The sequence below is a fragment of the Nonomuraea sp. NBC_00507 genome (assembly GCF_036013525.1).
GTDB lineage: Bacteria > Actinomycetota > Actinomycetes > Streptosporangiales > Streptosporangiaceae > Nonomuraea.
Map to the genome: position 1 here is coordinate 10,447,786 of NZ_CP107853.1, position 23,510 is coordinate 10,471,295.

Annotated in this window: 13 protein-coding genes and 1 pseudogene; 6 read left to right on the forward strand and 8 right to left on the reverse strand. The window is 69.3% G+C overall.

The genetic code is table 11. The annotated features are described in order from the left end of the window. Window positions 1–48 precede the first annotated feature (48 nt). Genes OHA25_RS50080 through OHA25_RS50095 form a run of 4 tightly spaced genes read right to left on the reverse strand, consistent with a single transcriptional unit; the run spans window position 49 to window position 4,303 of the window. Window positions 49–1,338 (reverse strand): Gfo/Idh/MocA family protein, encoded by a 1,290-nt coding sequence (locus tag OHA25_RS50080; protein WP_327583900.1) that lies wholly within the window; start codon window positions 1,336–1,338, stop codon window positions 49–51. Then, window positions 1,335–2,150, reverse strand: coding sequence for a carbohydrate ABC transporter permease (locus OHA25_RS50085; protein ID WP_327583901.1), 816 nt, complete (start codon window positions 2,148–2,150; stop codon window positions 1,335–1,337). The genes OHA25_RS50080 and OHA25_RS50085 overlap by 4 nt, the downstream gene beginning before the upstream one ends. After that, complete coding sequence (locus tag OHA25_RS50090; protein WP_327583902.1) at window positions 2,147–3,034, reverse strand: carbohydrate ABC transporter permease; 888 nt, start codon at window positions 3,032–3,034, stop codon at window positions 2,147–2,149. Before OHA25_RS50090 ends, OHA25_RS50085 begins: the two co-directional genes overlap by 4 nt. Further along, window positions 3,035–4,303, reverse strand: coding sequence for an ABC transporter substrate-binding protein (locus OHA25_RS50095; protein WP_327583903.1), 1,269 nt, complete (start codon window positions 4,301–4,303; stop codon window positions 3,035–3,037). Window positions 4,304–4,381: 78 nt separating this feature from the next. On the opposite strand from OHA25_RS50095, the gene OHA25_RS50100 reads away from it, so the two are divergent. From OHA25_RS50100 to OHA25_RS50115, 4 genes and pseudogenes are all read left to right on the forward strand, one after another. Then, window positions 4,382–5,503: an ROK family protein gene (locus tag OHA25_RS50100; RefSeq protein WP_327583904.1), complete on the forward strand. Its 1,122-nt coding sequence runs from the start codon at window positions 4,382–4,384 to the stop codon at window positions 5,501–5,503. A gap of 27 nt (window positions 5,504–5,530) precedes the next feature. After that, a pseudogene (locus OHA25_RS50105) lies at window positions 5,531–6,072 on the forward strand (IS5 family transposase). A 96-nt stretch (window positions 6,073–6,168) separates the two neighbouring features. Further along, window positions 6,169–8,538, forward strand: a complete 2,370-nt coding sequence (locus OHA25_RS50110; RefSeq protein ID WP_327583905.1) for a S1 family peptidase — start codon at window positions 6,169–6,171, stop codon at window positions 8,536–8,538. 252 nt (window positions 8,539–8,790) lie between these two features. Next, a complete protein-coding gene (locus OHA25_RS50115; RefSeq protein WP_327583906.1) occupies window positions 8,791–12,693 on the forward strand; it encodes a DddA-like double-stranded DNA deaminase toxin in 3,903 nt (1,300 codons plus the stop codon). A gap of 169 nt (window positions 12,694–12,862) precedes the next feature. On the opposite strand, the gene OHA25_RS50120 is transcribed toward OHA25_RS50115, so the two are convergent. Genes OHA25_RS50120 through OHA25_RS50130 form a run of 3 tightly spaced genes read right to left on the reverse strand, consistent with a single transcriptional unit; the run spans window position 12,863 to window position 19,805 of the window. Then, window positions 12,863–15,466, reverse strand: a complete 2,604-nt coding sequence (locus OHA25_RS50120) for an NACHT domain-containing protein (RefSeq protein ID WP_327583907.1) — start codon at window positions 15,464–15,466, stop codon at window positions 12,863–12,865. Beyond that, entirely contained in the window at window positions 15,463–16,155 is a 693-nt protein-coding gene (locus OHA25_RS50125; RefSeq protein ID WP_327583908.1) for a hypothetical protein, read from the reverse strand. Before OHA25_RS50125 ends, OHA25_RS50120 begins: the two co-directional genes overlap by 4 nt. Continuing rightward, complete coding sequence (locus tag OHA25_RS50130) at window positions 16,146–19,805, reverse strand: nSTAND1 domain-containing NTPase (RefSeq protein WP_327583909.1); 3,660 nt, start codon at window positions 19,803–19,805, stop codon at window positions 16,146–16,148. The genes OHA25_RS50125 and OHA25_RS50130 overlap by 10 nt, the downstream gene beginning before the upstream one ends. Here OHA25_RS50130 and OHA25_RS50135 point away from each other — a divergent pair. Both OHA25_RS50135 and OHA25_RS50140 read left to right on the forward strand, forming a co-directional pair. Beyond that, window positions 19,779–21,341 carry an ATP-binding protein gene (locus OHA25_RS50135; RefSeq protein WP_327583910.1) on the forward strand — a complete coding sequence of 521 codons (1,563 nt, stop codon included), beginning with the start codon at window positions 19,779–19,781 and terminating at the stop codon, window positions 21,339–21,341. The genes OHA25_RS50130 and OHA25_RS50135 overlap by 27 nt on opposite strands. A gap of 268 nt (window positions 21,342–21,609) precedes the next feature. Beyond that, complete coding sequence (locus tag OHA25_RS50140) at window positions 21,610–21,804, forward strand: hypothetical protein (RefSeq protein ID WP_327583911.1); 195 nt, start codon at window positions 21,610–21,612, stop codon at window positions 21,802–21,804. Here the strand turns inward: OHA25_RS50140 and OHA25_RS50145 are convergent. Next, a complete protein-coding gene (locus OHA25_RS50145) occupies window positions 21,788–23,437 on the reverse strand; it encodes an AbfB domain-containing protein (RefSeq protein WP_327583912.1) in 1,650 nt (549 codons plus the stop codon). The genes OHA25_RS50140 and OHA25_RS50145 overlap by 17 nt on opposite strands. Window positions 23,438–23,510 lie beyond the last annotated feature (73 nt).

A 23,510-nucleotide genomic window follows, 5' to 3' on the forward strand; every position in this document is an offset into this window, starting at 1 on the left:
CAGGGCAAGGGCGAGTAAGGCACGGTGCCTCATAGGGGTGCTCTCCGTTCAGCTGGACGAGAGGGTTTGTACGGTGGCCGTGCGCCGGGCCCGTTCGGCGGCGAAGACGACACGGTGGCTGTCGACGCTCTCCTGGATGCCGGACAAGATCAGCTCGGGCCGGCCCTCGTGGAGGGCGGTGACGAACGACTCGATCAGCGCGGCGTCACCGCCGGCGTGGCCCTCGGCCGTGCTGGAGCCGTCCAACGAGGTGTCGATGGTGGTCGTTTCTTCCGACAAGAAGTCATAAATGTTGATAAAGCGGCCGTCGCCGGTCAGCTGCCCTTGGGTGCCGAACAGCTTGGTGTGCCGGTTCTCCAGCGGCGTGAAGGCGGTCATCGTGAACGCAGCGGTGATCCCGCCCTCGTACTCGATGGTCACCACTTGGTGGTCCACCACGTCGTTGTCGCTGGCGTACACGCAGCGCCCGTAGGGGCCCTCGGCGAGCGCCCTGGTGACCGCCTCCTCGGTGAGCACGCCGCCGGTCGCGACGCGGGTGAAGTACTGCTTGGTGCCGCCGTGACGCAGCCCGTCGCGGTAGAGCCGCACGGCCGAGTACGCGCATGCGCGCTCGACCGGGCACTCCAGGCACCGGTCCGCGGCACCGGCCGGCCGGCGGTCGGCGCGGAAGTGGCGCAGCCCGCCGAAGGAGGAGACCCGCTCGGCCCTGCGGCCCACGACGTGGCCGAGCCAGTCGATGTCGTGGCAGGACTTGGCCAGCAACGCGAAGGTGGTCTCGTCCTCGCGCCGCCAGTTGCCGCGGACGAAGGAGTGGGCGAAGTGGTACCAGCCGATCGGCTCCAGGTGCTCGACGCTGACGATGTCGCCGATCCTGGGCAGCACCTCGCGGAGCTTGCGCGTGTAGGGGGTGTAGCGCATGACGTGGCAGACCGCGATCATCGCGCCGGTGCGGGCGGCCGCCTCGCCGATCGCCACGGTCTCCGACTCGGTGGGGGCGATGGGCTTCTCCAGCAGGATGTCGTAGCCCTGCCCGGCGAAGACCTCCGTGGGCGCCAGATGGTCGGCGTCCAGCGTCGCCACGATCACCGCGTCGGCGATCCTGCCGAAGTCGGCCAGCTCCTTCCAGCACCGGAAGACCCGCTCGGGCGGCAGCTCGTGCCGGGCCGCGAACTCCTGGCGGACGCCGGCCCGCGGCTCGGCCACGGCCACCACCCGCACCCGGTCGGGCCACCGCGCGGCCAGCTCGGCGTAGGCCGCGCCGCGTGCGCCCGCCCCCACCACGGCCAGGGTGATCGGCCGGTCGAGGGCCTCCCCGACATGGTCCCTCAGGTTGATCATCCTTTGACCGCTCCCCCGGTGAGTCCTTTGACGAAGTGCTTCTGCAGCAGGAAGTAGAAAATGAGGATGGGCAGGGCCGACAGCACCATCAGGCCGAACATGCCGCCGTAGTCCCGCTGGAACTGGCCCAGCGCGCGGTAGACGCCCACGGTGACCGTGGTGCCGCCGGCCGGGCCGAGAATGATGAGCGGGTTGAGGAAGTCGTTCCAGATCCACACGCCCAGGAAGATCAGCACGCTGGCCGTGGCCGGCCGCAGCAGGGGGAAGACCACCCGCCAGAACGTGCCGAACCGGCCCGCCCCGTCGATCGAGGCGGCCTGCTCCAGCTCGACCGGGATGGCCCTGATGAAGCCCGAGAAGACGAACACCCCGAACGGCACGTAATAGCCGACGTTGAACAGCACCAGCCCGCTGATCGTGCCCATCAGCCCGGTCACGTTGAGCACCTGCGTGACCGGCACCAGGATCACCTGGGGCGGGATCATGAGCCCGGCCAGCAACACCAGCAGAGTGATCCGGGCGAAACGCGACGGCGTGCGGCAGATGTAGTGGCCGAGCATGGCCGAGACGACCGTGAGGAGCACGATCGACAACAACGTCACGGTGACGCTGTTGATCAGGCCGTTCCAGAACAGGTTGTCCGGGCGGGTGAGCGCCTGCGTGATGTTGTCCAGCGTCGGCGGTATCGGCAGCGCGGCCGGCGACGCGGTGATGTCCGGGCCGTGCTTGAAGACGTTCGCCGCGACCAGGTAGAGCGGCAGGAAGAAGGCACTGGCCACGACGATCGCGACCAGCGGGCGCAGCTGCCTCATAGGTCCACCTCCCGGCGGTTGAGCACGCGCAGCACAATGCCGGACACCGTCGCGATGATCACGAGCATGAGGATGGCCATGGCCGACGACTCGCCCGTGCGGTTGGCGGTGAAGCCGATCTGGATGACGTTGAAGGCCACGGTCGCCGTGGTCCCCAGCCCGGGCCCGCCCGCGGTGAGGACCTGGATGTGGTCGTACGCCTTGAAGCCGGTGATCAGCAGCATCACCGTGTTGGTGGTCAGCGCGGGCGCCAGCAGCGGCCAGGTGATCTTGCGGAAGCGGGTCCACGTGCCGGCGCCGTCGATCGACGCGGCCTCCAGCAACGACTGGGGCACGCCCTGCAGCGCGGCCAGGTAGACCACCGAGCAGAAGCCGAGCATCTGCCAGCTGATGATGAAGCCGATCGAGTAAAGCGCCAGATCAGGGTCGGACAGCCAGCCGACGCGGACGCCGAGCAGCTGGTTGATCAGGCCTTCGTCCTGCAGCATGGCCATCCACACCACGCTGACCACCACCGAGCTGAGCACAACGGGGATGAAGAAGACGCTGCGCAGCACGCGGTAGAGCCAGCCGGTGCGGTCGAGCAGCACGGCCACGCCCACGCCGGCCACGTTCGGCACGATCACGATGATCAGCGTCAGGATCGTGGTGACCTTGAGTGAGGTCAGGAAGGCGGGGTCGCCGAGCAGGCGCAGGTAGTTGTCCAGCCCGACGAAGCGGGTCCGCGTCGCGAAGAGGCTGGCGTTGGTGAGGCTGTAGCCGAAGCTGAGCAGGATCGGCGCGAGCACGAAGCAGGCGTAGACCAGCACGCCGGGCGCGACGAAGCTCAGCAGGTACGGCAGCCGCCCCGACGAGGCGGCCGCCCGCAGGTGACGCAGGGGCATTTACTGGCCGCCCGCCTTGACCCACTCCTCGTCGAGCGCCTTGGCCGCGGCTGCGCCGTCGGTCTTGCCCGCAATGATCTCCTGTGCCAGCGCGAACACCTTGTCGCCCACCCCGGGCAGCAGGGAGTCGTCGCCCGTCTCGACCGTGAAGGCGTTGACGACCTGGCCCGACTTGAACACCTCGAGCGTGGCGTTGTAGACCGGGCCCATCTGCGGCGGCTGGTAGCCGTTGATCGCGATGATGGCCGCGTCGGTCTTGACGAGCACGTCGTTGTTGGCCGCGTTCTGGTTGAACTCCAGGGCGAAGGTCCTGGCCGCCTCCAAGTTCTTGGACTTGGCGTTCACGATGGGACCGCCGCCGGTGTACGACGGCACCACGACCTTGCCGTCGTCGGTGGGCCAGGCGAAGACCCCGATGTCGAACGGCGGCTTGCCGGCGTCGGCCGAGGCGGCGAACCACGACCCCATCGGGTACATCGCACCCTTGCCGTCCAGGAACGCCTTCTCCGTCGACGGGTAGTCGCGCGACAGCCCGGCCTTGTCGATGTAGCCCTTGCCGACCAGGTCGGCGAACTTCTGCGTGGCCTTGACGAAGACCGGATCGGTGAACTTCGCCTGTCCGCCACGCCGCTTGACCAGGAAGTCCGGCTGCTGGGCGTAGACGTCGGCGCCGACGAGCGCGATCCAGATGTAGCCGGCCGCGAACGCGTCCTTGCCACCGCCGCCCACCACGAACGGGTTGATGCCCTTGGCCTTGAGCTTGGCTGACACCTGCAGCAGCTCGGCGTACGTCGTCGGCGGCGCAGTGACGCCGGCCTCGGCGAACAGGGTCTTGTTGTAGTAGACCAGCGGGGTCGGCTGGGAGTTGTAGGGCAGCTGGTAGATCTTGCCGCCCAGCGGGTTGGAGCGCGGGTAGGTGTAGTTCTTCAGCTCTTCCTCGCTCCAGGCGTACAGGTTGCCGCTCTCTGCGAGCCCACTGGGCGCGATGGCCTGCAGGACGTCGGGGAGCTGACCGGAGGCCAGCAGCTGCTTGGCGTAGGCGTTGCGCTCGCCCGCGCTCGGCGCCACCAGCTTCTTGACCGCGATGTCCGGGTGCTTGTCGGTGACGCGCTTGATGGCCGCGTCCCAGTACTCCGGCGTCAGGTTGGGTGTCTCGAACACCAGGAAGGAGATCTCCTTCTTGCCGCTCGCCGCTGGTTGTTGCGACCCTGCCGGCGCACACGCGACAAGCGCCAAGGCAGCGGTGGTCAGCACTATGGCCTTCTTCACCTGGGGGTCCTCTCTCAAGGGGTGCAGATATATTTTTAGGGGTTCCTCTAATAATTCGCAATGCCCTACCATCACTTCGTGACCTTGACCGGACAGGACCCGGCGCTCCTTCGCCGCCTCAACTCCGCTGCCGTGCTGCGCGCGCTGCACGCCGCGGACGAGCTGACGCTCACGCAGCTCGTGAAGACCACCTCCATCTCCCGCGCGACCGTCGAGGACGTGATCGCCGGGCTCGACGACCTCGTCGAGGAGGTAGGGCGCAAGGAGGGGGATCCCCGTCCGGTCGGCCGACCGGCCAGGCGCTACCGATTCCGCGCCGACGCGGGGCACGTCGTCGGCCTCGACATCGGCCCCCACAAGGTGCTGGCGCTCACCGCCGACCTCAAAGGGCGCATCGTCGACCGCAGGCGCACCGTCGTCACACCCGAGACCAGCACCGGCGACCGCATCGCCGCGGCGAAGTCGGTGGTGCGCAGGACCCTGCGTGCCGCCGGTGTCGAGCCAGGTAGGGTACGGGCGCTGGGCGTGGCCACGACCGGCGTCGTCGACCCCGCCACCGGCACGATACTGATCAGTGACCGGCTGCCCGGCTGGGCAGGTGTCGATCTGCCTGCCACACTCTCCGGCCTGGCCGACGGGCCCGTCCTGGTGGGCAACGACACCAACCTGGCCGCGCTGGCCGAGCACTGGTGCGGCGCCGCGGTCGGGGCCAAGGACGTGATCTGCATCCTGGCCGGGCGCAGCATCGCGGCCGGACTGCTCATCGGCGGCAAGCTCCACCAGGGCCGCAACGGCGCCGCCGGCGAGATCGGCGTCATGCGAGCCTTCGGGTGGTACACCGCGTTCGACCGTTTCCTCGCCTACGGCGGCGACGTCCCGGCTGCGGAGGCCGCCGAGCGCGTGTTCGAGGCCGTGCGGCAGGGCGACGCGGAGGCGGCGGCCATCGTCCGCGCCTTCGCCCGTGACCTGGCCAAGGGCGTGGGTGCGGCCGTGCTCACGATGGACCCCGAGCTGGTCGTCCTGGGCGGCGGGCTATCAGGCGCGGGCGAGTTGCTCGCCGCGCCGCTCCGCGAGGAGCTCGCCGAGCTCTGCCTCTTCCCGGTGCGGGTGGAGACCTCCGCCCTGGGCGGCGAATCCGTGGCGCTCGGCGCCGTACGGCTGGCGCTAGATCACGTCGAGCACACGCTCTTCGAAGTGTGACCCATCCACACAGTGGATGAGGAGCGTCTGAGTTGCCATGATCTGACCGACGAGGAGTGGGAGCGGCTGGTGCCGTTGTTGCCCGTCAATCCGCGGCAGGGTGGTCGTTGGGCCGATCACCGGATGGTGATCAATGGGGTGTTCTTCCGGACGCGGACCAACGTCAGCTGGCGTGATCTGCCGCCCTGCTATGGGAACTGGAAGACCGTCTACAACCGGCATCGCCGCTGGTCGATGGACGGCACCTGGGCGGAGATCCTGGACGGGTTACAGGCTGGATGCGATGCGGAGGAGGGTGCGGACTGGACGGTGTGTGTGGATTCCACCGTGGTGCGCGCCCACCAGCATGCCGCCGGAGCGCACCTGGCGCTGCCGCCCGATCGCGACGATGGTCAGTCCTGGCCAGCATGGGGACAGCCCGTACTTCCGGCAACCCCGTCGAACGCTGCGTGAACAAGCTCCGCAACAACCGGGCGGTGGCCCTGCACACCAAAAAACGCGAGCGAATCTACCAGGGCACCATCGACGTCGCCTCGATCAGGATCTGGCTCCGTGACCCAACTCCGTGATCCACAGGACACGCCCTCGGCCCTGCTGAGCAAATGGCCGCTTTATGTCCGGTAGATGCCCTGGTTCACCCATGTCTCCACTCGCACACTCGTGCCGTGAACCTCCAGCGAATGATCCGGATATTACACATCACGACCCTCTCCCTCCTGATGGTCGCCTCCTCAGCGGTGCTCTGGGCAGGGGCGACGCCGGCCCAGGCCGTCAAGGGAGCCAGCCCGGTGGCCGACGGCACGTACGGTTTCGTGGCGAAGGTGAACGTCGGCGAGACGCACAGCTGCACCGGAGCCCTCGTCAGCCCGCAATGGGTGATCACCGCCACCAGTTGTTTCGCCTCCCAAGGGCAGTCCGTCACGAGCGGAGCGCCGAGGACGGCGACGACGGTGACGGTCGGCAGGACGGATCTGTCCGGTACGAGCGGGCGGGTGCTGCCCGTGGAATGGATCCACCCGCACCGCGACCGGGACGTCGTGCTGGTCAAGCTGGCGCTGCGAGCAGTCGGCATCACGCCTGCCGTGGTCGGCTCCGCCGTTCCTGCCGCGGGGGACGCGCTGCAGGTCGTGGGCTATGGACGAACGGCTGAGCAGTGGGCGCCCAACCGGGTGCATGCCGCGCCGGTCGTGGCGGGGGCCGTGGACGCCGGCTCGTTCGGCTGGACCGGGGCGAACGGCAGTGACGTGAGCGCCTGTCAGGGGGACGCGGGCGCGCCGGTGCTGCGCACGAGCGGGGGCCGCGCGGAGCTCGTCGGGCTCAGCTCCGGCGCGGGCCAGGGAGGCTGCCTGGGCGCGGCCGGCGACGGGGCGCGCGGGGGCGATGCGGCGCGGGTGGACGACCTGGCGAGCTGGATCCGCACGGTGGCGATCGAGCCCACCACGTCCTTCGCACAGTACGGCGGCAGCGTGACGGGTATCGGCGGCTATGACATGGATGACAACCGTGATCAGGCGGTGGCCTTCGATTACGACCATTCGGGAAAGCTGGATCACCTGCTGCTCTACCGTCCGGGCTCGCAGATCGTCTTCATCGTCAAGCGGAGGACGGACGGCACCTACGCCCCGGTCTTCTCCTCGACCACTGGTATCGGTGGCTATGACCTGAAGGACAACCGGGACCGCATCATCGCCTTTGACTACACGGGTTCGGGAAAGCTGGACCATCTGCTGCTCTACCGTCCGGGCGGGCAGACGGCCTGGATTCTCGAGCACGGTTCGGGCAACACGTTCAAAGCCGTCTTCCACAGCTCGGCAGGCATCGGCGAATATGACCTGAAGGGCGCCGAGGACCAGATCATCGCCTTCGACTACGAGCATTCGGGGAAGCTGGATCATCTGCTGCTGTACCGGCCGGGGACCGGTATGGCCCGCATTCTCCGGCACAACGGTAATGCCACGTTCACGACGGTCTTCGCCACGGCCGATGGTGGGATCGGCGGGTACAACCTGAAAGATGCCCGGGACCGCATCATCGCCTTCGATTACACGAGTTCAGGTAAGCCAGATCACCTGGTGCTCTATCGTCCGGGCGGGCAGACGGCCTGGATTCTCGAGCACGGTTCGGGCAACACGTTCAGAGCCGTCTTCAACAGCGCGGCGGGCATCGGTGGCTATGACCTGAAGAGCACGGCGGATCAGATCATCGCCTACGACTACGAGCACACGGGCAGGCTGGATCATCTGCTGCTCTACCGTCCGGGCGGAAAGACGGCCTGGATCCTGCGGCATGGCGCGGGCAATTCGTTCACGGCGGTGTTCCACAGCTCGACCGGCATCGGTGGCTATGACCTGGAGCTGGCGAAGGACCGCATCATCACCTTCGACTTCACGAGCACGGGCGGGCAGAGCCATCTGTTCGCCTACCGTCCGGGTGACCAGATCACCTATTTCACGGGACGGGCCCTTCCGCCGGTACGGGTGGTTCCGGTCACCGTGACGCCCGTCATCGGCCCGGACTCCATCGTGGAGAGGTTCGCCTACCCCGCGCACTTCCCGCACGAATACGCGGGCACCTCCGGTCAGACCGATTGGGGTACGGAAAAGGCCGAGGAGAAGAACTTCGAGCTGATCTCCGGGAACGGCGGGATCATCTGGGTCTCGTGCAGCTCGTCCCCGGAGAACGGGGTCGGCGTGCTCAAGGTGTTCCCGGGCCTGCTGAACGGCCAGCCCGTGGTCGGCGAGCCGCACCTCGGGGTGATGGCGGTGTGCTTCAAGGTCCTCGCGCCCACGGGATGGGTGAAGCTCCGGATCCCGAACGTCTTCGAGGTTCAAGGAGACAGCCGCTCGCCGGGCGCCGGCCACGACGTGGACGCGACAGTCGTCAACGTGGAGACCGGAACGGAGCGGACCAAGCGCGTCGAACGGGACGAGAGCGAGCAGTTCGGACGCTCGGATACCACCACCTGTGACGCGAGCCACCCCGATTATCCCGAGAACTGCAGCGAGACCCTCCTGGAGCTGCGGGTCGTCAGCTGAGTACTGAACGGCCGGTCGGGCGCATGAGCTCCGGCCGGCCGTTCAGCCCGTTCATTGACCACATCGACGGAAATGGTGGAAGTGAATACGATTCGAGCGTTACGTGGTGGCAGGACGGCAGGGGCCATCGGCACCGTGCTCTCGCTGCTTCTCGCAGGCAGCCCCATCACCGAGGCAAAGGCGGCGGCGGACCCGCCCCCAGCACCGGTATGCGAACGTCAGGTGGTTCTGGAAGCGTGGGTGACGGGCGGCGTGAACGTGCGTCCGGCCGCCGAGAGGGCGCTGCTCGGGGACAGAGCGGCGGTCTGTGCCCTGCTCGCCGAGCTTCCCCGGCTCGTGGCGCAGGACGATCGTGAGCAGGTCGGCCGCATCAAGTCCCAGGGCGAGCCTGAGGTGGCCGCCGCCGCCAATGCCGCTCTGGTCTCGGACGACCCCAGCGCCGTGGCGAAGTTCCTCGACGGTGGCTGGGAGACCGCCCGGGAGATCGACCTGCGCGCCAGCGTGAACAAGATGAAGGCGGCCGGCGGACCGGAGGTCAAGGCTGCCGCGAACGCGGTGCTGCGCAACGGGTCGCGTGCGGACCTGGGGAAGTTCATCGAATCTGGCTGGCGGGTGCCGTACCGGATGGACCTGCGCGTGGTCGTCAACCGGGCGATGTCCGAGGGGGGCCCGCAGGTGCAGGCCGCGGCGAACCGGGCGCTCCAGGACGGCAGCCAGGAGATGCTGGAGCGTTTCGCCCAGATCGACTGGGGGGTGGCCCAGGCCCGGGACAACGAGGCCCAGACCTTGAACGATCTCCGGGCGAGCGCCGCGGAGGCGACCCGCCGCGCGGCGTTCGAGACGGTCTCCGCGGTCGCGCAGGCCGACCGTGCGAAAGCCGAGGCCGCTGCGGCCAAGAGCGACGCGGAAGAGGCGCAACGCCTCGCCGCGCTGGCCGGGCAGGAGTCGGCGGAGGCCAAGCGTCAGGCCCAACGCGCTGCTGAGGCCGCCGACCGCGCCGCGGCCGCGTCCCGGGTCGCCGTACAGGCCGCGCGGACAGCGGCGACGGCCGCGCGCGCAGCCTCTGGGGCCGCCGCACGCGCGGCGACCGCGGCGGCGCGGGCGCACACGAAGTCGGACGAGGCGTGGGCGGCCGCGACGGCGGCAGAGCTGGACGCGGCAGCCGTTGCCAAAGCGGAGAAGCACAACCGGGACATGCAGCGGATCGGTCCGGAGATCACCGCGTTGATCTCGCCCATCAATCAGATCATCGCCGTGACCGAGCAGGCGCACGCCGCGGTCGCCGCCGCCAATTCGGCCAGGGCGAACACCGAGGCCGCCGGACGCGCGGCCGAGGCCGCCGGGCGTTATGCGGGGCAGGCCAGCGCCGAGGCCCGAAACGCGTTCGCAGCGGCCGCGCGGGCGAAAGCGAGCGCGGACCAGGCGAGGCGCGCCACCGAGGAGACGGTACGTCAGGCCGACATCGCCAAGGACGCGGCCGGAAAGGCGCGCGACGCGGCGACGCGCGCCGTGACCTACGCGGAGCAGTCGGCAAGCGCCGCGGCGAGCGCGGCCCAGCATGCGGGCGGCGCCGTCAACGCGGCCGAGCTGGCGACGCAGCACGCGAACAACGCCTACCGCGCGGCGGAGGACGCGTTGCAGGCGGCTGAGACGGCCCAGATCGTTTACAAAGCGGCGCGTGAGGTGGACGCCGAACGACTTCAGAAGGAGCTGGAACTTGAGCTGTCCTTCGCCCGGCACATCAGCCAGAAAGCCGCCGAGGCCCGATTGGGGGAGGCTCGCGGCTTCGATGTGCCAATGGGCCAGTACCACACCCCGCAGATCGACGCGCTGATCGCCGAGGTCGCCAACGCGCCGGAGACCGAGGCCGCATCGGCGGCCCTCAAGGCGCGGGAGGTGGCCCGCTACTTCGCGACCGTGCCCGGCACGTGGACCAGTTCGGCGGCCATGACGGCTCTCGGCGAGGACGATGACCTCATGGTCATCGAGTTCGTCAAGAGCGGACTCGCCTCCGCCGAAGAGCAGGACGACCGCACGAGGCTGACCGGCCTCATGATCACCGGCAGCGCGGCCATGAGAGCAGCCGCTCAGGACGCTCTCGACAGCGGATGGTCCGACGTCATCGAGTTCCTCAAGGACCCGGACTACCCCGAGCGACCCGCCGAGGACCGGGAGGAGGTCAACGGCATCCTTTCTGACGCCCGCAGCACCGGCCACACCCACATCGAGGAGGCGGCGAACATCGCCCTGCGTTCGAACGACCCGGACGCCCTCAAGAAGTTCCTCGATAAGGAGCACAACACCGCTTACGCGATCGACGTCCGGGCGAAGGTCGGCGCGATCGCCGGGGACGACTCTCACGGGACCGAGGTGCGCAACGGCGCCCAAATCGCGCTGGCCGGCACGACGGCGATGCAGGTCGAGTTCCTGGAGGTGGAGCGGCACCGTGCGGCCCAGCGCGACTACGCGACCGCGACGCACAACTACATCGCCAGTTCCTTGATGATCGAGACCTCGCAGATCGCGCAGCAGGCCGTCGACTTCGCGCGCACCGCGCAGGCTGCGGCGGCTGAGGCCCGCGGTGCGGCGGAGGAGGCCATCGGTTACGCGAACGACGCCGGCAAGGCGGCCGAGGAGGCGAAGAAGTTCGCGACCGATGCCGTCGCCCACGCCCGCGACGCCGCCGCGTCCGCGGAACGGGCCGCCGAGGCCGTCCGCACCGCCGCCGCAGCGACCAAGCAGGCCCAGCAGTCGGCCAGGTCGGCGTCCCTCTCGGCCCGCTGGGCCCGCGCCTCGGCCGTCTCGGCGGCAAAGGACGCGGCCAGCGCCTACGCCGCCTATGACACCGCGTACGCCGCGCAAATCGCGGCCGGCAAGAGCGCGTCCGAGGCGGCTCGCATCGCCGCGGAAGTGTTCGAGACTTATCGGCTCGAGGCCGAGGGACATTTGCGCGAGCTCAAGAGGGAGTTGAAAGAGCACTGCGAGAATGCACCCAAACTCGGCAACCCTGGATACCACGACTGCGACGCACGCGCTGAAGAGATCCTGAACGACCCCAAGGGGCCGCTCCACGATCCGGACGGCTTCGCCAAGGACAACATCGAGCACTGCAAGAGGCAGTTCGTCGGCAAAGCCCAGGACGCCTGCATGTCCATCGTCCTGAGCCCGATATTCTCCTTCGCGGCAAGGGAAATCGGTAACCGGGAGACTGACGCTCAACGCCTCGCCGAAGAGTACATAGCTCTGACCGGCATGGACCTGATCAACGCCGCCTCCCAGTACGGCTTGGTCGGCGATTGCAAGAACGCCCTCAAGGGCGGTGTCGCGGATGCGGCGCAGTCGGTCACGGACTGCCTCACTGGAGCCCTGGAACTGTCCGAAGATCCCGACTGGGACGAGTATGCGTCCCAGTGGAGGGGGACCTTCGTGGAGTCGCACGTCCCGGAGGAACTTCGGTTCGGCGAGTACAACTCGATCTGGGGAACGATGTACCTGCTCGCGCGCCAATCTGATCTATCCATCCTGTGGGCGACCCGCGAGACCGAGCTGGCAACGTCGATACTGCGCACTATTCCGATCGGATGCATCCAGGAAGGCGGACACTGCCCGTTCGAGGACGCGGCGCGCCAGCTCAAGGACGTGAGCGAGACCATCAAACGGCTCAACAACCAGGGCTACATCGTGGACGAGTCCGGACGGGTGCTCGATGCGAACGGCCTGCCGATCGCGACTCTGCCACCGGTCACCGATCTGGAGAAGTGGGCGAACTACACCGTCGAGAGCGGTCTGCACGACGACCTCGCGGCCCTCGAACAACGTCTCAGCCTGCTGTACACGCAGCAGTTCGGCCTGCCCATGGCGCCCCCGGCCTGGCACCTTGAGACGCAGCTCGCCTATCGCGTCGCCACGCGGGAAGTGGCGCTACGCGAGAACACGCTACGGCTTGTCATGAACAATCCGGGCGGTGTCTGTGACGCGGTGCCGATCGATGGCACCGGACCTGATCAGCGGCGCCAGGCCGTGGCAGGATGCATCCAAGCCGTCAAACTGCTGCTTCCGGCCGGCACGACCATGATCATCCACTACCCGGACCCGGACAATCCGGCAGAGCTGCTTGAAGTCACCGTGCGTGGCGTCGGCCGCTGGCTGGACTGAGCCTGCCAGACGCATGCGGATGGTTCCGTAGCGAACTGGCCGACTTGAGATATGCGCCGTCCCGGCGTCAACCGGTGTTCTCTCCGCTCACCAGGTAGCGTCCATCCTGCCTGGTGAGCGCTTGCCCATGGAGCGCCGGGCAGTGCCGAAGGCGATCAGCGCGCGCCAGCTAACGACCTTCAAGCGGCTGACCAGCTAGTTCGCTGGACAACCCCAGATAACGACTGTCGCCCTCGGACGGGGTCAGGAAGTCCTGGAGTTCGCGGTGCCGGAATTGGTAGGTGGCGCCGCTGACGCGCAGCAGCCGTGCCTCGCAGGCCCAGTCGAGAAAGGTCCACAGCCGCAGCGGAAGCACCCCACGCGCGGCCGCGATGATCAAGCCGATCATGGTGCGGGACCAGGCGATCGCGCCAAAGGCGAGTCCGAACGTCACCCCGCCGACGACCGCGCACGCCAGCGACGTGAGGACGCCCTGATGCATGACGAACACGAGAAAGGCGGCGACGCCGCCGATGAGGCCGAAGGCCACGCCGATCAATGGGTTGCGGTGGAGGGCCTCTCGCGGATGGGCCAGCTCCGCGTCCTTGCTCCAGCCCCCCGTGGCGATCTTGAACACGATCCCGAGGGCGAAGGCCAGGGTGAAGGCCCCCATGACCTCCGCGGCCAGTGCGACCGGGCCGGCGCCGACGAGGCGCAGCGGCGGCAGCCCGGTGAGGGCGCCGCACAGCCCGAACCCCAGCAGGGTGACCGGCTCGGCGCGGACCGCCTCGGATACGGTCATGCGCTCGGCTCCCCTCCGCGCGGCGGCGGTCAAGCCGATGACCGCTCCGAACACCGAGCCCCCGGCCGCCCCCGCGGCGATGGCGAAACCAGGACCGAAGACCCCGCCTCCGGTCAGCACGAGTCCGGCCAGGCCGCAGAGCACGCCGATCGGGCTGCCCGCCAGAGCGCCGAGCAGACCCCCGATCACGCGCCGCCTGCGAGGGACGTTGGTCCGCCCGCCGGCGGCGGCCGGCCACGGCGACAGCGACAGGCCGGTGGCGATGGCCACCCAGCTCCCCATGAGCGCCAGGGTGAGCCCCTCGCCCAGGTCGAGCGAGTCGCGCAGGTCACCGGGGCGATCGGCCGCCGACCCCGCCCAGAACGCCAGCATGGCGATGACGGCGAAGATCGCACAGCACAGACCGTGCAACGCCCGGACCCGGCGCCGGCCACCGATCGGCCACAGCAGGTGCGGGACGATGTCGATCGGTGTCAGACCGGGCGGCGGCCGATCCGTCTCGGCGGTGTGGGCAGCCTGCCACCGCAGGTGGGAGGCCAGGTTCTCCAGCCAGGATCGCACCTGTTCGGGACGGTACGGAGCGCCGTGGGCGGTGCGTGGGGTGAGTTCGGTCGCCGCCGGGACGTACGCGTCGAGCAGCCTGCGGGCGATCCGCGCCGCCGCCACTCGAGGGTCGGGGTCCGGGTCGGCGTCGAGCAGCTCGGCCGGGTCGGCGCCGGACTCCACGGCGGTCACGGTCAGCAGCAACCGCCAGGGGGTGGCCAGGGCGGTGTGGACGGCCGTCCCCGACGGTCCGGACAGTGCCGCGTGGATGCCGTCGCGGTGGGTGTCGCAGGAATGGCCGTCCGGCCAGCGGGTGCGCAGGTACGCATTGATCTGTTCGATGGTCAGGTCATGCAGATGGATCCGGGTGGCGTTGTCGAGCCCGCTGCGTGCTTCGGCCAGCTCGGTGTAGCGGCCGGCTCGGCAGGTCACGACGACCGCCCCCGGCCGCCGTCCGGAAAGGTCGCTGTACCGGTTGAGCTCGGTCAGCAGGCCGATCGCCCGGCGAGGCGTCCCCATGGACGGCTCGGGGTCCAGTTCGTCCAGACCGTCCAGCACCGGCAGCACCTGGCGGTCCCGCACCAGCCGATCCGCGTCCTTGGCCGCGAGCCCGAAGTCCTGCACCAGCTGTTCGGCCAGCCATGGTTCGAACGGGCTTCCCAGGGTCCATCGTGCGGCGTTCAGGCGTACCGGCACCATCTGCCGGTGACCGGGTCGTCCGCCGGTGGTCAGCAAGGGCTCCAGCAGCTGCAGCACCAGTTCGATGGCGAGCACCGTCTTGCCCGCTCCTGACTCGCCCACGACCAGCAGGCGCTGCGGGTGCAGACCGCCGAAGAACTCGCCGATCGCGTGCAGGTCGGCACCGGTGCCGACGTCGTGGCGGATCAGGTCCGCGTGCGGCCCGAAGGAGACCGGCGCGATGCTGTAGCCTCCGAGCAGCCCTTTGCGCGCCCTGTCCTCTTCCCGGGCCACCCGACGCGCCAGGAGATCAACGGCCGGGTCCGGCCCGAGAGGACCGGTGGTTTCCGCGATCCCGGCCGCGACCGCCGGCGGCTCCGGCCCGACCGCCGAGGACGTTCGCCGCTCGCCGCCGGATGGTGTACGGGTGTCCGGCTCGGCCAAGGCGGTCCTGGCCGCGCGCCAGCGTTCGAGTTCGCCGGGAATCAGCTCGGCTGGATAGTCGCGGTAACGGAGGCAGGCGGTGACGAAGGCCTTCACGAAATCCCACCGCGGCAGCCTGTCGGTCTGCCGGAGAACGTGTGAGGTCGTGCTCTTGGGCAACGCGTCGATCGTGACTCCGTCCGAGGTCACCGTCTGGCCGCCGAGAGACCGCAGCCTGCTCAGGGACGGCTCGCCCGCCCACTGTTTGAGACGGACCAGCGACCGGACGAAGTCCGCGGCGCTTCCGGCCTCGGTGGGATCGGGCGGGCAGGGGTGGTCTGCGGTCATCCGCGCCCCGTCCTCACCAGCGACCATTCGAACCTCGCCGCGCCGCGTCGCGGCCACCGGCCATCCACGCAGGTCCCCGCCAGGGTCTGAACATGACGACACTCCATCAGGAAGTTGCGCGCCTCGTCGGACTCCACCAGGTCCCGCCCGACCGCGATGGGAACGAATCCGTGCCGCGGAATGTAGACCCATCGGCCGCGGTCCCAGTCGTAAGGGTCGAACCAGTGGTGGCGTACCGTGCCGGACACCCGTACCTCCGCTCCGGTCCTGGTCAGGACGAACGAGCCCTGTGAGCGCAGCAGGCTCATCCTGCTGACGTAGAAGAGCTCCGTACCGATGAACGCGTTGATCCGCGCGTCCCAGTGATCGTGCAACCAGGTGGAGGCGCCGTCGCCCAACCGCCCGGCCTCCCGCGCGAGCTGCCGTTCGAACCGGCGCTGGTTCTTGCGCTCGGCCTTCTTGATCACTCTGAACGAGCGCAGCCAGCGCAGTGACATCGTCCTGGAGGCGCCGGCGCCGTCCATGAAGTGTTCCAGGAAATCGGAGGCCATCGGGTGGAGCTGGCGGCCGCCCTCCACGATCGAGCGGAACAACTCGACCAGTTCCGGGACGGGCCTGCCCGTCCGCCGCCGCAGACCTCGCAGGAACATGCTCGCCTTCTCCATGATGGGGTCCAGGGTCACGGACACGTCTGGCGGTACTTCTCCTGCGGCACGAGATTCTCCCATTCCTCGCGGGTGAGAGACCGGCCCGCGTTGGCGCACGCCGCGGCGACCAGGTCGGGGGGCCTGCGGACGTTCCACAGCCGCGCGCTGTTGTCGCCCGCGACCGTGGCGACGATGGTCCCGTCCCGAGCGTAGGCGAGCGCGGTCACACCGCTCTTGTGCCCGACCATCGGGGCGCCGAGCCGCCGGTAGGTCCGCAGATCCCACAGCTGCACATCCCCGCCGGTCAAGCCGGTGGCGAGAACCTGACCGTCCGCGCTGAACGCGAGGCTGTACGTTACGTGGTCCTCGACGATCAGACCGACGCCGACCGAGTGGCGGCCGGGCACGTCCCAGAACCGGACGCTGTTGTCGGAGGCCGTGAGGGCCAGCCTGCCGCCATCGGGACTGAACGCCAGGGCGTTGACGAACCCGCCAGCGCCCTTGAACGGCGGGCCCGGGATCTCGCGGCCGGTTGTCACCTCGAAGAGCCGTGTCCGGTTGTCCCAGCCCGTGGTCGCCACCATCGCCCCGTCGGGGCTGATCGCCATCCCCGTGATGATGTCGGTGTGGCCGGGTACGCGGATGCGCGTCCCGGTCTCGCGGCGGCGCGCGATGTCCCAGAACACGATGGCGTCGTCCTCGTTCACGGCGGCGAACCTGCCGTCGGGACTGATCCTGGCCACACCCTTGAGCGCCGGGTCATGGGCTATCTCGCGGCGCCCCGCGACGTCCCAGAGGCGCAGGCCGTCCGCGTGGGACGTCAGGAGCATCCGCCCGTCGGGGGTGAATTCGACGTGGTACACCGCGCGGCGCGTGCCCTTGGGACTGAGTGGCGGGCCGAGGGGACGCTGGGTGGCCACGTCCCACAGCTGGATCGCGGGGTTCTTGTCGTCGGGCACACCGGCGGCCAGGATTCGTCCGTCAGGGCTCAGCGCGACGGACGACATCGCGGGCATGGGGGTCCCGAGCTGCTGGAAAACCTGCGGGTCGGCCAGCCGTACGTCGCCGTCGTCGCTGGCGGCGGCCAGCAGCTTTCCGTCCGGGCTGAACGCCACGCCGTTGACACTGCTGAAATTGTCGGCGAGCACGAACACCTGTTGCCGGCTGACCGTGTCCCACACGACGGTGCGACCGCTGTCTCCGCCGGTGACGATCCGTGTGCCGTCGGGGCTGAAGGCGATCGACTCGTAACCGGCGGTGCGGTCCTTGAGCCTGCCTGTCTCCTTATGCGTGGCCATGTCCCAGAGGCGCCCCGTCCGGTCCCAGCCCACGGTCGCGAGGGTGGTGCCGTCCGGGCTGATGGCGAGATCGGTGACGGATTCGGTGTGTCCTGCGAAGGGGGCGCCGAGCCGGCGGGAGGTGGCGGTGTCCCATAGTCGTACGGTGTTGTCCCCGCCGGCGGTTGCCAGGATCTTCCCATCCCGGCTGAACGTCACCCTGGTGACGGAGGTCTCGTCGCGCGACTTGTCACCGGGGTGGCGTATGGGAGTGCCGTGCGGGCGGCGCGTGGTCGCGTCCCACTGCCGGACGACGCCCTTGCTGTCTCCGGTCACGATGGTCTTCCCATCCGGGTTGTACGCGAACGCCCTCACGACCGACTCCTGGTCCAGCGGGGCGCCCACCTCGCGGTGGGTGGCCACGTCGTAGAACCGGACGGTGCTGAGACACGCCGTGGCCAGCGTACGGCCATCGGGGCTGAAGGCCAGCTTGGTGCCGCTCAAGCAGCTGTACTTCGGCCGGGTGATCGGGGCGCCGAGCTGCCGTCGCGATGCCGTGTCCCAGAGCCGTACGGTCTCGTCGTCGCTTCCTGTCGCGATGATCGAACCGTCAGGGCTGAACACCAGGCCCGTGACGCCTCGCGTGTGCCCGGTGAGGATCCCGCGGCCGGTGCGGGTGGCCGCGGACAGCACGCGGTTGCGGGCCTCGTCGGTGTCAGCGATTCGCCACGCCGCCACAGCCAGCATCGACGACAGGGCGGAGTCGCCGGTGACCTCGCTCTGCGCCGCCAACTGGCGGGAGCTCGCCACGCTGCGTTGCCGATCAGCCTCGTTCGCCGCATCGACGGCGTTGCGCGCCGCGTTGACGGCGGCGCCGGCCGCGACGAGGGCGAGAGCCGACAGCGCCCCGAGCCCTGCGATGACGAGACGCCGACGGCGGCCCGCCCGCCGTGCCGCCTCGGTCGACGCCGCGAGGAATCTCTCCACGGTCGGACCGGGCGGCGGGAAGCTGTCGGGGTCGCGGTCCCAGCGGGGCCGGCTGTCATCGACCGCCAGCAGACGGGCGCCCCGGTAGAGGAAGGCGGGGTCGCGGTGGTTCTCGGCCCACTGGGCGGCGTCCGCGGCGAGCTGGTCGTACACCGCCTGTGCGGTCATGTCCGGTTCGAGCCACTGCCGCAGGGTGGGCCAGGCGGTCAGCAGGGCGTCGTGGGCGATCTCGACGCTGTCCTCGTGCAGCGTGAGAAGGCGCCGGTCGGCGAACGCCGAAAGCAGCTCCTCGACCTGGGCACGCCGCTCCGCCGACTGCGCGGCCGCGGCCGCGTGGACCTCGGCCGGCGTCACCCGGCGCCGCCCCAGCCGCCCGCCCGCGGTGATCAGCGTCATCCGCCGGAAGATCCGGAGCGCGGCCTTGCTGTCCTCCGGCGACAGCCGTCCGAGGACCTCGTCGGCCGTGCGCCGCACGGAGTCGCGGACCCGGCCGGATTCCTCATAGCCCCGGAGGGTCAGCCGGCCGTCCTCACGTCTCTCCCAGGTGTTGCGCAGCGCCTGCGAAAGCAGCGGCAGGGCCCCGGCCTCGTAGCGATCACCGGCGGCCTGGTCGACGCGTAGTTCGCCCAGGATGGTCTCCACCAGACCGGGCTCGATCTCCAGGCCCACCGCGGCCGCGGGGCCGGTGATGGCCAGCCGGAGGTCCGACTCCGTCATCGGCTCGACGATGACCTGGCCGTCCTGGATGGCCTCGGCGAACTGCGGGTAGGCCGCGCAGCGGTCCCAGTAGTCCGCACGTACACCGATGATCACTCCGGCGCCGGACGGGCCTTCGGTCAGCGCGTGCAGAGCCCTCACGAACGATTGGCGCTCCCGCTCGTCGGTCACCAGAGTGAACAGTTCCTCGAACTGATCGACGACCAGGACGAGACGGCGGTCCGGTGAGAAAGCCTCTGACACCATCTGCTTCGGATCGTCCCGCAGTTGCTCGTGCACCGTTTCGACGTGCCCGCCGAACGCCGCCATCCAGCCTTCGGCAAGTGCCTGTAACGGCCTCGAGGTCGGCGTGATGAGCAGGCGCGGCCAACGCTGCGATCCGGCGAGCGGCAGCAAGCCCTTGGTCAGCGCCGGCATCAGCCCCGCCCGTAACAGCGACGACTTGCCCACACCCGAGGCGCCCGAGACCAGCAGGATGGACCCGTGCTCGTCCAGGCGCGGGCCCAGGCGCTCGAGCAGACCGTGCGTCGCCCGCGCGCGTCCGAAGTAGAACTCGCTCTTCTCGGTCTCGAACGGTGCGAGGCCTTGGTAGGGGCACACGTCGTCCGAATGGTCGGACGGCAGCGGGACACCGCCACTCCGGGGCGGCCGGAGACCGGTCGGCGCCTGTGCCCGCGGCGGTCGGTGGCCGCCCCCGTCACCCTCACCCATGGCCTCATTCTGGCCAATCGCGGCGAGGCCGATCAATCGAGATACCCGCGAATCGCGATCATGCGGCCCCACCTTCAGTGCGTCCAATTCCGTTCGCTTTCGTCCGACCGTGGTCTGAACAGCCGGGACGCGCCTTTGATGGACCTGCGGATCTCAGCGGCCAGGGGGCGACGAGACGGGGGGTGTCGACCGACCGTGATCACTGGTAACAGACTTTCGACGGAGTGGCCCGACGCCGGGCTGCCCTTGGGAACGCTCCTGCGCAGGTGGCGGGAGCGGGCGTTGCTGACACAGGAGCAACTGGCCCAAGGGGCCGGCCTCAACGTCCGGACGGTTCGCCGGTTGGAGAGCAGCGGGCTTCAGCAACCTCGCATGGAATCGATCCGGCTGCTGGCGGAGGCGTTGGGGCTGGACGGGGAAGAGCGCGCGACGCTGGCCGCCGTCGCCCGGAGCCTGCCGGCTTCCCCTGAACGCGATGATCCGGCAGGCACACCGCCGGCAGCGGTGACCGTTCCCCGGCAGTTACCGGCCGGTGTGGCGGCGTTCGTCGGCCGAGAGCGCGAACTGACGGCCTTGGAGGATTACGAGAACGCGAACACGGCAACCGTCGTCGCCATCGACGGCATGGCCGGAGCCGGCAAGACGGCGCTGGCGGTTCATGCCGCCCATCGGCTCGCACCCCGGTTTCCCGACGGGCAGTTGTTCGTGAACCTCCACGGCCATACCCAGGGAATGACACCGGTCGATCCGGGCGACGCGCTGGCCCGCGTGCTCAGAGCACTCAGCGTTCCCGGCGAGCGTGTCCCCGAGCATGTCGACGACCGCGCCGCGCTGTACCGCAGTGTGGTGGCCGATCGCAAAGTCCTGATCGTGCTGGACAACGCCGCCGATGAAGATCAGGTCTGCCCGCTGCTGCCCGCCGGCCCGGGCTGCCGGCTGATCGTCACCAGCCGGCGCCGCCTGATCGGCCTCGACGACACCCGGACCTTGTCGTTGGACGTCCTGCCGCGGGAGGAGGCGGTCGCCCTGTTCACCCATACGGTTGGGCGGGAGCACGTCATGGACGCGCCGGGGGGTGTCCTGACGGAGACCGTGGAGCGGTGCGGGCTGCTCCCGCTCGCCATCCGCATCGCCGCCGTCCGGCTTCAGGCGCGTCCCACCTGGAGCGTGAGACATCTGCTTGACCGGTTGAACGATGATCGACTGGCCGAGCTGACGGTCGGGCGGCACAGCGTCACCGCCGCCCTGGATCTGTCCTATCAGCGGCTTTCCGAGGACCAGCGGCGTGTGTATCGGCTGCTGGGCTCGCTCGTCGGCGCCGAGTTCGGCGTTGACGAGGCCGCCGCCGTACAGGACACGACCGTGGTGCGGGCCAGGCGGGAACTGGACCAACTGCTGGACGTCCATCTCCTGCAAGAGCCCGCCCCCACCCGGTACCGGTTCCACGATCTGGTCCGCGACCATGTCTCGGCGTTGTCGCCTGGCGGGGCTCCTCGACGAGACAGAGATCCACCTGGTCCCGGTCCTGCTCGGTGAGGGCCGCCGGCTCTTTGAACACCTCGGCGCCGACGGCTGTACGCCCCGAGCTCCCACAGCGAGGCCGGCTCCAGCAGCGTCGCAGCCCCATCTGATGAGCGCGAGGTCGTAGGTGCAGTCGAGCGCGCCGCCGTACTCGGGAGAGAAGGCCGTCGGCAGGCGCCGGTAGTAGTTGATCGATCGGCGCAGCAGCGGGAACAGGACGTCGCGGAGCACGTCGGTGTCCATGGTGTGCCGGTAGGACAACCAGACGTTGTGCAGGGCCCAGGTGAGGTTGCCGATCTCGGGAGCCGTGCGCGTGCCGTACGAGGAGCTGGGCCGCAGTGCCGTGCGGCTGGGGTTGGAGCTGAAGGAGGGGTGGGCGCGCAGCGGCTCGGAGCAGCACGCCGTGTTCGGCACCCACGTCGTGGTGCGCCAGTCCGTCGCGCCACCCGCCCGCGAACCGGTCAAGCCCAGGCGGTGACGGCCGTGAAGGAGCTGTCGTCGCGGAATCCGCTCGTGCCGTCGTAGGCGTCCACCCAGAGCTCGTAGTTGCGGTGCCGCAGGTAGCGGCCGGGGTAGTTGCTCGATTCGAGACGCACCGAGCCGCTCGCAACGCCGGGGACGGCGTAGAAGGTGGCGTCGCTCTTGAACGTGGCCGTCCCGTCGTCGGCGGCCAGGCGCACCCGGAAGTCGTAGTGGCGCAGGTATTGCCCGTTGGCGGCGCGCAGCGAGTAGCCGTTCGGCGCGGCCAGGCCGGGCACGATGGTGAAGGTGGCGTCCTGCCGGGTCTGCGCGTCGCTGGAGGCGCTCACCTCGTGCAGGTAGCCGAGGTAGTTCTCGTGCCTGATGAAGCGGGCCGGATAGTTGACCGACCGTAATGATCGCGTCGTCCCCGTCGGGAGGGTGGCGGCGCCGGCGGCTCTCGTGTGCGTGAGCGTGCCGAACCCGAGCTGGTCGAAGCCGCCGCTGGTGGTCCCGTAGTCACCGCCGCCGCCTTCCGGCCGAACCTGGGCGACGAACGCAGCCGCGTACGGCATGGGCAGGCCGCGCCTGACCGCGTAGTGGTTGTAGACCGTCTCCCAGACGGGGCGCACGTGGCCGCGGCCCGCCGACGAGATGACGGTGTGCGTCTGCTGGGCGCAGTTCTGGCCGGTGCCCCAGGTGTAGGCGGTGAACGGGACGTCCTCGCCCAGGTTGTACTTGGCGATGTACTCGCACGCCTTCATGAACCGGTTGTCGGCGTAGCCGTACAGGTCGATGCCCTGGTTCCAGGCCATCTCGCAGAAGGCGCCCATCTGGCCGACGCCCATCACAGTGTGGCCCTGGTCGCGCCCGCTCTCCTGCCACTGCGCGAGCCCGCCGCTGTGCAGGAACGGGACGGCGTGCATGATCGAGCCGTTGCCCGCGCCGGTCCTGAAGTAGGTGACGGCCCGGTCGATGAGGTCCTGGCGGTCGCAGAGCACGCCGATGGCCAGGACCGAGTTCATGGTGCACAGGTCCCAGTTGGCCCAGTAGTTGGTGATGCAGGCGCCGTTGTGGTTGGTCAGGAACTGGTCGTTGAGCGGATAGAAGACGTTGAGCATCATGCGCTGGAAGCGGGCCAGGTCGAAGCCGCTGTAGCCACGCATGATCTCGCCGACGTTGGCGAACTGGTAGCCGTAGATACCCGCCGCCAGGAACCTGTCGGCGTTGCCGGTGACCGTGGTGAGCGTTCCCGACCAGGCGTTGAGGATGTCGCGGGCCTTGTTGCCGTGCGCCGTACTGCCGCTGACCTTCCACCGCAGCGCGTTCTGGTAGGCGGCGTGGATGTCGTTGTAGAGCTGCGGGTAGTTCTGGCCGTCGCCGCCCCGGATGATCGTCGCGGTGGGGCGGGGCGTCCAGGTGCTTTGGGAGTGGGCGTTGGCCACGAGCCGGTCCCAGCCCGCCTTCCACGGCTGGGCGCCGGCGTTGACCTGGGCCCGCATACGGTCGAAGTCGGCCTGGGTGTGCAACAGGCCGGGGTGGGTCGCGGCGGCGGCGGGTTCGGCGCGGATGAGCAGGGCCGCGCCGACACCGGCGGCGAGTCCCGTCTTGAGCGCTGTCCGGCGGCTGACGTGGGGCGTGCGAGCGGACATGATCTCTCCTTCGGGCGTGCTCCTTCAGGGGTGTGGAGTGGTGGTACGGCCCGTGGCGGGCCGTACCACCGGT